Source organism: Sulfurospirillum diekertiae (genome assembly GCF_011769985.2).
GTDB classification, from domain to species: Bacteria; Campylobacterota; Campylobacteria; order Campylobacterales; family Sulfurospirillaceae; genus Sulfurospirillum; species Sulfurospirillum diekertiae.
In genome coordinates, this window is sequence record NZ_CP039734.2 from 2,431,977 (window position 1) to 2,444,898 (window position 12,922).

13 protein-coding genes and 1 pseudogene are annotated in these 12,922 nt (G+C 39.9%); 4 read left to right on the plus strand and 10 right to left on the minus strand.

What is annotated here, in order from left to right; genetic code table 11:
- Positions 1-29: 29 nt before the first annotated feature.
- Genes FA584_RS12500 through FA584_RS12515 form a run of 4 tightly spaced genes read right to left on the minus strand, consistent with a single transcriptional unit; the run spans position 30 to position 3,811 of the window.
- Positions 30-1,109: a sulfate/molybdate ABC transporter ATP-binding protein gene (locus FA584_RS12500; RefSeq protein ID WP_167749664.1), complete on the minus strand. Its 1,080-nt coding sequence runs from the start codon at positions 1,107-1,109 to the stop codon at positions 30-32.
- 9 nt (positions 1,110-1,118) lie between these two features.
- Complete coding sequence (cysW, locus tag FA584_RS12505) at positions 1,119-1,955, minus strand: sulfate ABC transporter permease subunit CysW (protein ID WP_167749665.1); 837 nt, start codon at positions 1,953-1,955, stop codon at positions 1,119-1,121.
- Between the two features lie 9 nt (positions 1,956-1,964).
- Positions 1,965-2,795: a sulfate ABC transporter permease subunit CysT gene (cysT, locus tag FA584_RS12510; RefSeq protein WP_167749666.1), complete on the minus strand. Its 831-nt coding sequence runs from the start codon at positions 2,793-2,795 to the stop codon at positions 1,965-1,967.
- Entirely contained in the window at positions 2,792-3,811 is a 1,020-nt protein-coding gene (locus FA584_RS12515; protein WP_167749667.1) for a sulfate ABC transporter substrate-binding protein, read from the minus strand. The genes cysT and FA584_RS12515 overlap by 4 nt, the downstream gene beginning before the upstream one ends.
- 373 nt (positions 3,812-4,184) lie before the next feature.
- Between FA584_RS12515 and crcB the strand changes: the two genes are divergently transcribed.
- The 4 genes from crcB (at position 4,185) to FA584_RS12535 (ending at position 7,312) form a co-directional block, all read left to right on the plus strand.
- Positions 4,185-4,574, plus strand: a complete 390-nt coding sequence (crcB, locus tag FA584_RS12520) for a fluoride efflux transporter CrcB (RefSeq protein ID WP_167749668.1) — start codon at positions 4,185-4,187, stop codon at positions 4,572-4,574.
- Entirely contained in the window at positions 4,571-4,882 is a 312-nt protein-coding gene (locus tag FA584_RS12525; RefSeq protein ID WP_167749669.1) for a DUF190 domain-containing protein, read from the plus strand. Before crcB ends, FA584_RS12525 begins: the two co-directional genes overlap by 4 nt.
- Positions 4,883-5,373: 491 nt before the next feature.
- A complete protein-coding gene (locus FA584_RS12530) occupies positions 5,374-6,186 on the plus strand; it encodes a helix-turn-helix domain-containing protein (protein ID WP_167749670.1) in 813 nt (270 codons plus the stop codon).
- Between the two features lie 73 nt (positions 6,187-6,259).
- Entirely contained in the window at positions 6,260-7,312 is a 1,053-nt protein-coding gene (locus FA584_RS12535) for a hypothetical protein (protein WP_167749671.1), read from the plus strand.
- A gap of 24 nt (positions 7,313-7,336) precedes the next feature.
- On the opposite strand, the pseudogene istB reads toward FA584_RS12535, so the two are convergent.
- From istB to FA584_RS12565, 6 genes and pseudogenes are all read right to left on the minus strand, one after another.
- Positions 7,337-8,154, minus strand: a pseudogene (istB, locus tag FA584_RS14935) (IS21-like element helper ATPase IstB).
- Complete coding sequence (locus FA584_RS12545; RefSeq protein WP_167749672.1) at positions 8,129-8,500, minus strand: hypothetical protein; 372 nt, start codon at positions 8,498-8,500, stop codon at positions 8,129-8,131. The pseudogene istB and the gene FA584_RS12545 overlap by 26 nt, the downstream one beginning before the upstream one ends.
- Positions 8,497-9,255: an IS21 family transposase gene (istA, locus tag FA584_RS12550; protein ID WP_167749673.1), complete on the minus strand. Its 759-nt coding sequence runs from the start codon at positions 9,253-9,255 to the stop codon at positions 8,497-8,499. The genes FA584_RS12545 and istA overlap by 4 nt, the downstream gene beginning before the upstream one ends.
- Before the next feature lie 67 nt (positions 9,256-9,322).
- Positions 9,323-9,844, minus strand: a complete 522-nt coding sequence (gene fdh3B, locus FA584_RS12555; RefSeq protein ID WP_167749674.1) for a formate dehydrogenase FDH3 subunit beta — start codon at positions 9,842-9,844, stop codon at positions 9,323-9,325.
- Between the two features lie 10 nt (positions 9,845-9,854).
- On the minus strand, positions 9,855-12,680 hold the full coding sequence (locus tag FA584_RS12560; RefSeq protein ID WP_369805721.1) for a formate dehydrogenase subunit alpha: 2,826 nt from the start codon (positions 12,678-12,680) through the stop codon (positions 9,855-9,857).
- Between the two features lie 21 nt (positions 12,681-12,701).
- Positions 12,702-12,905, minus strand: a complete 204-nt coding sequence (locus tag FA584_RS12565) for a Tat pathway signal protein (RefSeq protein WP_167749676.1) — start codon at positions 12,903-12,905, stop codon at positions 12,702-12,704.
- Positions 12,906-12,922 lie beyond the last annotated feature (17 nt).

Below are 12,922 nucleotides of genomic sequence, written 5' to 3' on the forward strand. Positions count from 1 at the left end.
CAATTCCAAACGCTTTACATGTAAAAATTTTAAATGACATAATCATTCCATAAAGCCTCATTCGTATAGATGCGTGCACTCTCAAAATGGACAAACAAAGCGCCATTTTCATACGCTTTAATTGCTTGCCATTCGGTTTTTGAAATCTCAGCTTCCACCTTTTGGCGCTCATGCAGTGTTTCAAGCTCTACCCTCACGCGAGGACCTACCAGTCTCCAGCCAATCAGTTTCGCTTCAATGCCACCACCAAGGGCGTTATCAATACTAATGTGAATCTCATGCGGACGAACAAAAAGCGATGCTTCTTTGGAGCTCCCAAGATCGGGCGTATTTAGCTCGGTGTTTTCAAGATGGAGTGAGCCTTGCTCCACGCGGGCGTGAAACAGATTGACATTGCCCAAAAAGCCATAGACAAACGGATTAGCAGGTCGGTCATACACCTCTTCGGGCATGCCAATTTGCTCGATTTTGCCTTGATTCATCACAACGATTTTATCGGAAACTTCAAGTGCTTCTTCTTGGTCGTGGGTCACAAAGACACTGGTAATGTGAATTTCATCGTGCAGATTACGAAGCCATTGGCGCAGTTCTTGGCGCACTTTAGCATCGAGCGCACCAAAAGGCTCATCCAGTAACAATACTTTTGGCTCCACTGCAAGGGCACGCGCTAAAGCGACACGTTGACGTTGACCACCTGAGAGTTGTGAGGGATAGCGATTAGCAATCCAATCTAGCTGAATGAGTTTCAGCAGTTTATGGACCCGCTCTGTAATCTCCTCTTCACTCGGACGTGTTGCTTTGGGACGCACACGAAGTCCAAAGGCAACATTTTCAAACACACTCATATGGCGAAAAAGCGCGTAGTGCTGAAATACAAACCCCACTCCCCGATCACGCACATGCGTTGCGGTCGTATCTTCACCGTTAAAATAAATCGTTCCACTATCCGCCTCTTCTAGTCCTGCAATGATGCGAAGCAGGGTCGTTTTCCCTGAGCCTGAAGGGCCAAGAAGCGCTACAAGTTCACCATCGGGAATGGTCAAATTGATGTTATCGAGGGCTGTAAAAGTATCAAAACGTTTATTAATATTTGAAATCTGAATACTCATTCTTTATCCTTAATGCGCGAGTGAGCGTTTTTTACCGATGCGCCACTCAATGAAACTTTTTAGCACCAACGTTACCAGTGCTAAAAGGGTTAAAAGTGAAGCAACCGCAAAGGCCGCGGTGAAAAGGTACTCGCCATATAAAATCTCTACATGTAAAGGCATTGTGGTAGTCAAACCCCTGATGTGACCTGAAACAACTGCAACCGCACCAAACTCGCCCATCGCTCTGGCGTTACTTAAAATCACGCCATACAGCAGTCCCCATTTGATGTTAGGAAGCGTCACTTTCCAAAAGGTTTGCCACCCTGTTGCTCCCAGCGTTAAAGCAGATTCTTCTTCATCTTTGCCTTGCTCTTGCATCAAAGGAATGATCTCACGTGCCACAAACGGTGAGGTGATAAACAAGGTTGCAAGGATAATGCCGGGTGTGGCAAATACAATGCGTATATCATGCTCCCCAAGCCACGCGCCAAACCAACCTTGACTTCCAAATAACAGCACAAAAATCAGACCTGCAATGACGGGTGAAACGGCAAAAGGCAGATCAATCAGAGTAATTAAAAACCCTTTACCCCGAAATTCAAACTTGGCAATCAACCAAGCCGTGGCAACACCAAAAACGGTATTGAGCGGAACGGTAATGAGCACGACTAAAAGGGTTAGCTTAATCGCAGCAATGGCGTCAGGTTCACTGATAGATTCCCAGTAGATTTTCCACCCTTTTGCAAGCGCTTCACTAAAAACAACCGCCAAAGGAAGCGCTAAAAAAATGCCTAAAAAAAGAAGCGTAATACCCAATAAAAGCGGTTTCAGCCACTTCGGTTCTAAACGATGTTCTGTTTGCATCTTCTCTTCCTATAAACTTTTTTCACGACTGTAAATCTGAATCGCATTGATCAAAAATAAAATGATAAATGTGGCAAGTAACATCACCGTTCCCACCGCTGTTGCGCCCACATAATCAAATTGTGAAAGCTTAGTTACGATGATCAGTGGCACGATTTCACTCACAAAGGGCATATTGCTTGAGATAAAAATAATCGAACCATACTCTCCCAGTGCCCTTGCAAATGAGAGTGCAAATCCTGTTAGAAGTGCTGGCAATAAAGAGGGTAAAATCACTCTTGTAAACGTTTGCACCCACGATGCACCCAAACTTGTCGCTGCTTCTTCAAACTCTTTTTCAAACTCTTCAATGACAGGCTGAACGGTACGCACCACAAAAGGAAGCCCGATGAAGATGAGTGCGACCACAACACCTGCCCTAGAATAGGCGATCACGATGCCTAAGGGATCTAAGAGTCTTCCAATCCAACCTGTTTGTGCAAAAATAGCCGCAAGGGCAATACCCGCAACCGCTGTGGGAAGGGCAAAAGGCAAATCAACCAGTGCATCAACAATTTTTTTACCCAAAAAGTTATAACGCGCTAATGCCCATGCGATAATTAGTCCAAAAAAGAGGTTGATAACTGCCGCAATCAGACTCGCTCCAAAACTCAGTTTAAACGAAGCTAATACTCTAGGGTCTATAATGACCGCACTAAATTCGCTCCATGAAAGTTTGGTCGTATAAAGCAGTAACCCTCCCAGTGGAATGAGCACTAGGAGGGTTACGTAAGTCAGGCTAAAGCCAAGCGTTAAGCCAAACCCTGGCAAAACACTGGGCTTTCTAAAGCGCCATTTCATCGCTTAATTGAAGCGAAGATCTTGTCAAACTCGCCACCGTCCGCAAAGTGTTTCTTTTGAGCTTCCCCCCATCCGTTAAAGAGCGCATCAATCGTAAAGAGTTTTAGTTTTGGAAATGTTGATTCACTCTCTTTAATAATTTCAGGATCGGTTGGACGGTAGTAATTTTTAGCCGCAATTCTCTGTCCTTCTTTAGAGTAGAGGTACTCTAAGTAGGCGGTTGCTACCTCTTTCGTTCCTTTTTTCTCAACGTTTTTATCCACAATGCTCACACTTGGCTCAGCTAGAATACTAATACTGGGAACAACGATGTCAAATTTATCGGGACCTAATTCTTTAATTGACAAGATCGCTTCATTTTCCCAAGCAATTAAGACATCGCCCAAACCTCTTTGAACGAAGGTATTGGTAGCTCCTCTAGCGCCTGAGTCAAGGACGGGGACGTTGGCGTAAATTTTAGAGACAAACTCTCTGGCTTTCTCTTCACTGCCGTATTTTTCAAGCCCATAGCCCCACGCCGCTAAATGGTTCCAACGTGCTCCACCTGAAGTTTTAGGATTGGGCGTTATAACTTTAACATCGGGCTTTGCTAAATCATCCCAGTCATGAATTCCTTTAGGATTGCCTTTTCGTACTAAGAAGACAATGGTAGAGGTATAAGGGGCACTGTTATGAGTAAATCGTTTTTGCCAATTAGGATCAATCGCATGCGCTTTTTCAGCAATCGCATCGACATCGTACGCAAGAGCTAAGGTAACCACATCTGCATCCAAACCATCGATAACACTTCTGGCTTGCGCACCTGAACCACCATGTGACTGACGTACGGTTACGTTGTCACCTTTAATCTCTTTCCAATGTTTAGCAAAGGCTTGGTTATACTCTTTGTAAAACTCTCTAGTTGGGTCGTACGAGACGTTAAGCAAGGAGATATCTGCGGCGTGAATGGAAGGCACGATAAGTGCCAAAACTGCAACAGCTAATGAAAAAAGACGTTGTGTGTATAAGAATTTCATGTTTTTTCTTTCTGATTTTTTTCTGGAGTTCTCAAAGAACTCTTGTGATGACTCTTGAGTCAAGCTCAAAAGCTCTGCTAAACGCTACTTGCCTCTTACACAAAGAAATTTTGCACAACTGAATGCATTTCTTTTTACATGTAAGACGTTTTTTTAGCAACACATCAGACAAAAAACATGAGTACTCTTTCCATGAACAATGGCTTGTTTAGACTTCATGGTTTACCTCCTTGTTTTAAAGTGACGAAATAATAGCAGAATTATTTTTTATTGTCAATAATACCAAGCGATTTACTAATGTATTATGGGTTTTCTCATCTCTTTTAATGCAGTTATGTTATAATCTCATCAAATTCACTCAAAGGTCTCTTTGATGTTTTATACCGTTTTGGCTATTTTTTCAGGTGCTGGTTTTGGTGCACTTTTGCGTTGGTTTTTAGGAACAAAACTGAACAGCATTTACCCGTCCATTCCTCTTGGAACACTCAGTGCCAATCTTATTGGCGGTTATCTCATCGGATTATTCATTGCTTTTTTTGCTTCCAATACAGCCTTAGCACCAGAATGGCGACTTTTCATCATCACAGGTTTTTTAGGCGGACTTACAACGTTTAGCACGTTTAGTGCCGAGATCGTCTCCCTTATTCAAGAAGGGCGTCTTAGTATGAGTATCGTTGCCGTTCTTTTACATGTCATGGGTTCTATCGCTATGACATTTTTGGGTATTGCCAGTTACACCCTACTTCAAAAAGGAAGTTTATGAAAGGTTTTCAACTTATTTTTTCAACATTACAAAGTCGCAAACACCCCAATGGTGAGCACATTAGCCATTGGCTCGTTGAAGTTACCGAAAAAATTGGCATTAAAGGCGTCACGATTTTAAACGCTGCACAGGGGATCGGTCGTGACGGAAAACTCCATTCATCAACCTTTTTTGAGCTTGCGGATGAACCACTTGAAATCATCATGAACGTAAGCGATGCAGAATGTGAAAAACTCTTTACTCTTTTAAATGAAGAAAAATTAGGACTTTTTTACACAAAAACTGCTATCGAGTATGGAACAGTTTGAGCATACACTATATTATTTAGATAAATAATTCTCTTTTCAATATTCATCATAGACTATAAATTTATATTATATTTACCCACTTATAAATAGACGAATTTTATATTTATCATTTTTCTATCAATTATTTCAAACACAAATAACTAGTGTTATATACTTTTCATAACCATATCAAGTATATTTTATTAAATATACTAAAAGCATAAGAATACAAAAACACAATTATGTTCTAAAAGTACCATAAAAACGCTCTAAAATGTATATTTTAGACACTAAAAAGACACTTTTAGTACAAAATGTGGGCTTAAAAGTACAATCATTTCTCTCTAAAATCCATTTCTATTGAACTTACCTATCTGATATACTTCACAAAAATATAGAAATATTAAGATTTCGTTATTCTTTTTTTGCACATTACTGACGAAAAAAATATAACTAATTTAATGTATCTATACATTTTAATCCATCAAATTTTTCCAAATAAGGAGGGAATGATGACACTACCTATCTTTACGATTAAAGAAGACCATTTTAAAATAGATAAAATAGACTATCTTTCTCCTGTGCCTAGGCATAAACATGATTGTTATGAGCTTTTCTTTATTTTTAAAGGAGAGGGAACATTTTATGTTGATTGTCAAAGTTATGAAATTCACGAGAATTCATTTTTTTTAGTATCTCCTAATCAAATCCATGGATGGGAATATACACAAAATCTTCATGGTTATCTTCTCAAGTTTGATATGTCTTTCTTTTCAGAAAGGTCATTTATTGAATATCTGTCTATTTTCCACTTTGATACGGTCAATGTTAGCGAGTCAGAATTTTTATCCTTTGAAACTATTTTGAAAAGCTTACATGTAGAATATAGGATGACAAAATCATTTAAAGAGTGCACGATTACGAATCTCATTCAAATTTTGCTCATCTATGTAAAACGCGCCTTGCCTGCTAAACCAGCATCTGTCATGACAAATACACTCTTTACAAAGCTCAATGATCTTATGCATGAAAATAACTATCAACTCACACCTGTGACTTACTATGCAAAAAAATTAAAAACAAGTATTAAATTGCTGAATCAAGCAATTAAAGAGAGTACCGGGTTTAATTGCAGTGAGTTTATTCGTTCAAAAACAATACAAGAAGCCAAAAGACTTCTCAAATATGACACGATGTCTTGCAATGAAATTGCTGACCATTTAGGCTTTATCGACCCCGCTTATTTCAGTCGTTTCTTCAAAAGAGAGGTTGGTACTTCTCCTAAAAGCTTTCGAAATGAATTGGACGAAAAGTACAATTTTTAATAATGAAAATCCATTTTAAAAATAAATGTTACAAGTTATAATTTATCTGAAATTAAATTTTGGAGGAATTACAATGAAAAAATTCGCTGTTGTACTTTTAAGTACCGTTGTTTGTGGCACTTTGGCGAGTGCTAAGATTGTTCAACAATTTGAACCAGAAAAAGACACTTCTGCTTTTAAAGGTAAACCAGAAGTCAGTTTTGCAGTTGACTTATCTTTCTATTATCAAGGAATAGACCAAGCGTGGAGTGCCTCTAAGTATGCACCTCATGTTGATGCTAATACATGGAATGTTCCAGGTAATACAGGTGCAGGAGTTGGTGATGCAGAGTCAGCTTTAAGCTTGCCAAGTGCCAACTTAGATATCAATGCAAAAGTGATGAGCGGCTTTAATGTTAAGTTACAAACTATGCTAGCATCTCACCATCACAATGAGACTTATGTTAAAGGTGGTTATGCAACCATTGATAACCTTGATTTTATCGCTCCCGGATTCCTATCTGGCTTTATGAAAGATGCAACCATTAAAATTGGTGTTAATGACATTGACTATGGTGATGATCAATATAGAAGAACCGATAATGCAAACGTAATGAGAAATCCATTTATTAATAATTTAGCTGTTGATGCTGAAGATCAAGGCACTCACATTGAATTACTTTATCGTATTCCTGCGATTAGTTCTTTTGTCGTAATGGGTGTTACCAATGGTCAAGCCAATCCTCAAGATACAGCAGAAAGTGATACCTATGGTACGACAAGTAATACCTATGCAGTCTATGGAAAAATAGGCTTTGATCATGAATATACTGATGACTTAAGACTCAGAATTACAGAATCTGTTTACAATGTTTCTGGTGTCAATAGACAAGATTTATATGAAGGTGATAAAGCAGGTAATGTTATTCGAAATGTTTATGGTACTGTTAATTCAGCTGTTTTATCTTCTGGTTGGGATCCTACGAGAAATTATGTTAATTATAAGGGCACAAAACAATTTTCATCTGCTCCAGATCTTTTAGCCTCTAAAACCAATCTTTTTATAAAATATCAAGATACAGAATTATACGGAATGTATGAAATTATGGATGCTGTCAAGCGAAGCGCAGAACTGGTCAGTTTATAGTGTAAAAAAGTTGCGAATTGAAACTTAAACCACCTCTTGATTTTGACCTTCTATGTTTGAAGATTTAGCTTCAAACTTATAGATTTCTGAGTGTAAAACTCCTGTTTGTTTCTTCTCTTTAAGTCGGTAGCTATCTCCTTGAATATTGATGATATGTGAGTGATGTAACACTCGATCTAATATAGCGGTTGTAACGATTTTATCTCCTGCAAAGACTTGAACCCATTTACTAAATACAAGATTTGAAGTAAAAATGGTAGAGCTTTTTTCATAGCGTTTAGAAATAATTTGAAAAAAGTGATTGGCTTCTTCTTTGCTCATATTGAAATATCCAATCTCATCAATGACAAGTACCGATGGAGAGGCGATAGATTTCAAGAAGCTATCATATTTTTCTCTTTTTTGGCTCTATTTGCATTACTTAAAAGCTCACTTATGGTGGTAAATCTTACTTTATAGCGATGTTGCACCGCTTTGAGTGCTAGCGCAATAGCAAGATGTGTTTTACCCACACCACTTTCACCTAAGAGGATGATGTTCTCATACTTTTTAACAAATATTAGGCTTGAGAGTTCTTCAATCTGTTTACGGTTCACGCCAACGGAGAAAGTGTAATCAAACTGCTCTAATGTCTTAATAACTGGGAATCCTGCGAGTTTGGTCAACATATTTTTAGACCTTCCTAGTCTATTATCTACTTCCACTCGTAATACCTCCTCCAAGAACTGTGTATATTGCCAATTCTCTTTAGCTGCCATACTGGCAATATCATGATATTTTTCGCCTATGATAGAGAGCTTGAGTTCTTTACATAACTCATCGATAGAGGTATCTAACTCCATAATGCACCACCATAAAATCCAACAGGAAGGATGATGTTTGCAACCATGGGTATAAACTCATCGTAACATTGAATGTCTCTATTGGGGATATATAATTTTTCCAAGTCTTTGTGAGAATTGATTGGGGAATATTTTTAGCTACACTTTCAATCAAAGCTTTAGGGTGGATTCCTTGATAGGCTTTAGGCACAGGAAGTAGCTGTAACTGCTCCTGTGCTAACAACTCAAATGGCATCTGTAATGTCGTTTGGTGGATGCGTTTATTGGCGGTATTGTCCAACCATTTTAGAACTTCCGCATTTGCATTATCAAGCGTTAATGTGTAATGTTTCATAGAGAGTCTCACTCGTAATCCATTATGAAAGTTATACCGCAGATAATGGTTAAATCTCTCAACTTTTCCTTTGGTTTTAGCGCGATAGGGTTTGCATACTTTGATACTAAATCCACAGTGTTTGGCAAAGTCAGCAAACAAGGGATTGAATCTATGATCACCTTACCATAGTCATTTCGTGACAATATGACAGTTTTCATATTGTCATATAAACACTCTTTTGGAACACCACCAAAGTAGGCAAAAGCGTTCATATGGCACCCTATCAAGGTCTCAATCTTCTCATTATTAACGTATTCCACATAAGATGCTCTAGAGTAACCCATCGTCGCTACAAAGGCGGATAAATTATCCTTGGGAAACTCTACCCAGTCAACTTGCATCTGCTGGGCTGGTTTGGTTTCAAAGCGTATAATAGGCTCATCTAATTTGGCTCGAGCTCTAAGCTCATATCTTAGTATGACTTGTTGAAGCCACCTTAGACTTCCATCATATCCAAGCTTCTTAATCTCTTCATAAATGACGGTTAAGGGTATTTCACTTTTCTGCTGCTCTGCCGTCTCTAACATCTTGGCGATATGTGGCAAATAAGGATCAACACTGTTAATCACAGGAGGTCTATTGATATGGGGAATATAATCATCTGGAAGATTGGCATAGCGCCTTACAGTTTCTCTTGAAATACCTAACTTTCTAGCAATGGCACTTTTACTAAACCCTTCAGCTAAAAACTTCTTTATCATTTTAATTTCACCTTTTTTTAACATTCAACTCCTTTCCAAAAAATTGAAAATGGAGTTTAACCAATTTAACTTGGTTCTTTAAGGTTTTAAATCAAAATGCAACTCTCAAATTACATTTTCTACTGACCAGTTTAGCAGTTCGTTTGACACACATCGGTACTTTCCCCTCTGCGATACGGTTTTGACCGTAAAGTTCTCGTTCATGAACCGAGTTTGTCTCAAGCGGTCCACCAGCACACATCGTACATTTATCCATAGCTCCCTTAGCGCCAAATGCGCCATCTCTTGGGAACTGCGGCGCACCGAATGGACATGCGTACAAGCAGTAACCACAACCGATACATTTGTTTTTATCATGAAGCACGATACCGTCTTCACGAATGTAGAAACAATCTACCGGACAGACTTGCTCACAAGGAGCATCGGTACAGTGCATACAAGCGATTGAGGTTGACATTTCTTTCCCCTCAACACCATCTTGCAATGTAATGACCTTACGTCGGCTAATACCTGTTGGAAGATCATGCGCTTCGGCACACGCAACAGAACAAGCAAAACATTCGATACAACGATTCGTATCACAATAAAATTTCATTCTTGATAATTCACTCATCATCCACCCCCTATGCTTTCTCGACGCGGCATAGACCGGCGTTGAACTCTGAAATTTGTGTGATCACATCAAAACCATAGTTTGTGATAGTATTTGAACTCTCACCGATAGCATACGGCTTCGTACCTTCTGGATAATTCGCACTCAAATCGATTCCTTGGAAAATACCCGCAAAGTTGTACGGCATACAGATACGATCCGGTGTTACACTGTGATTATGGTATGCTTTAACCTTAATTTTTGTACCTTGAGGCGCGTGAATCCACATCATATCGCGATCTTTAATGCCATGTTTCAGTGCCAAATCTGGGTGAATGTTACAGAACATCTCTGGCGTAATGGCGGAGAGGTATTTACTGGTTCGCTCTAGCATACCCGCACCGGAGAGGTTAACAACTCTCATACTGACCAACATGGTTGGGAACTCTTTAGACCAGTCTTGCTTTTGTTGCTCAGACTTAAATTTTGTCTCAACACGGAAGTTTTTAGGCTGATCATCATAGGTCGGATATTTCGCGACCAAATCCCAGCGTGGTGAGTGGATCGGCTCTCTATGCAATGGTACTGGATCTGGGAATTCCCAAACAATCGTACGTGCTCTTGCATTTCCATACACACAAACCCCTGCTTCACGTGCTTTTTGCTGAATGAGTCCACTAAAGTCCATCGCCCAGCTTCCACCCATTTGCGCTTTTTCTTCTTCAGTTAAAGTAATGCCAAGCACTTTTTCGATGTTCTCTTTGGTAAGTTGTGGATAACCACCCTCGACTTTTGAGCCCGCAACCGTGACACTCTTATCGGCCAATTGGCTGACACCATTGTGCTCTAAACCAAAGCGATTTCTAAAGCCCATACCGCCCTCAGCCACAGGCACATCACGACGATAAAGAATCGGAGAGCCCGGGTGTTTGTCATCCCAACACGGCCATGGAAGTCCATAATACTGACCTTTCATCGGTCCTTGTCCTTCTAAGGTAACAGGATCGAACATGTGCCAGTTCTCTTGGTGTGCACGAAGACGCTCAGGTGTCCAACCGCTTAGACCAATCGATTTGATCGTTCTGGCGATTTCTCTTTGCGCATCATCTGGCCATTTAAAGTCATTTTTCACTTGAACGACTTTGCCATCTTTGACATCCATCTTCATACCCTGAACAAACTGGTCATAGAAGCCAAATTTTTTCGCAAAAAGGAACATAACCTCTTCATCTGTTTTGCTCTCATAAAGAGGCTCAACGACTTTGGTTCTCCATTGAGATGAACGGTTTGTTGCAGTTACGGTTCCTTCAGACTCAAATTGTGTTGCCACTGGAAGAATGTAAATGCCATCTTTGCGACTGCTAAGCACAGCGGCTTCATTGACAAATGGCTCTGCAATAACCACAAGATCAAGTTTGTCCAATGCTTCTTTAATTTTCGCTTGTTGAGACATGGAAGTAATACCCGTTCCTTGAATCCAAACAGCGCGAACAGGGCTCGAAGAGTATGTTTTTACCTCTTGAAGAACACCTTGCCACCATTGAGAAAGCGAGTAACCTTTTTCATTCATCCATTTTTTCTCAAAGAATCTGCCTTTGAGCCATTCGTAATCCACACCCCAAGACTGCGCGAAGTATTTCCAAGCACCATCATCAAGACCATAATAGCCTGAAAGTGAGTCTGCAAGGTTACCCATATCGGTTGCGCCTTGAACGTTGTCATGTCCACGAATGATGTAAAGACCACCACCTTTTTTACCCATATTGCCAAGAGCAATTTGAAGGATTGGAAGGATTCTGGTATTCGATGAACCAACACTGTGTTGTGTAATACCCAGTGACCATGCAATAGCGCTTGGAGTATTTTTAGCAAAAAGTGTTGTTGCTTGAATGATTTGATCGACCGGGATGCCTGTAACATCAGAAGTGAGTTCTGGTGTCCATTTAGCAGCTTCTGCACGGATTTGATCCATCGCATAAGAGCGTGTGTCGATAAATTCTTTATCTTCCCAACCATTTTTAAAGATGATGTGAAGCATACCGTACACAAACGCGATATCTGTACCTGAACGAATACGTAGGTAAAGATCTGCTTTTGCAGCACTTCTGGTATAAATTGGATCAACAACGATCAATTTCGTTCCAGCTCGATCTTTTGCTTGTAAGAAGTGTTTAAATCCAATAGGGTTCGCAACCGCTGAGTTTGCACCAATCATCATAATGACTTTTGCATTAACCGCATCACCAAATTGTTGTGTCATAGCACCGTATCCAAATGTATTCGCAGCACCTGCGACGGAAGCACTATGTCAAATTCGAGCGACGTGATCTATATTGTTTGTTCCCCACATTGCAGCAAATTTTCTAAAATAGAAAGATTGTTGCAAGCTGAATTTTGCAGAACCTAGAAACTCTACAATGTCTGGGCCATTTTCGGCGCGCATTTTAAGCATCTTGTCTGAAATCTCGTTAACGGCTTGATCCCAACTGATACGTTGCCATTTTCCATCGACTTTTTTCAAAGGATACTTAATACGTTGTTTGCTCTTAATCAAATCAATCTGGTCAATACCTTTACAACAATGACTACCTTGACTAATCGGGTGATCTTGTGCCACATCTTGGCGAACCCACACACCATTTTGAACTTCAGCGATAATACCGCAACCTGCAGAACAAATACTACAAATCGTTTTGACTTTCTTCGAACCTGGGAATGGATTTTTCACTTCTTCTTCGGTAGCTGGTCTGATTGAATCACTGGATGCAAACGCACTGCCTGCTCCAAAACTCGCTCCGATCGCTGCCATTTTAAGAAATGATCGTCTTCCCATGTGCAAAGAGGCGTCTTTTAACATCTCTTTACTCATCTAATCTCCTTAGACTGCCGCGTGATAATACGCGTCCCAATTAGCTGTTTTTTTGTAGAGAATCTCTTTTTTCTTCGATTTTCCCTTAACAACACCATTACTTCCTGCTATTGTGACACCGCTTTCGTTAGCAATTGCACTAACGCCAACAGCGGCAACAACAGCACTTGCGCCTAGAGTTTTTTTAAGAAAACTCCTTCTTTGATCTTGCATGGTCATTTTCTCCTTGC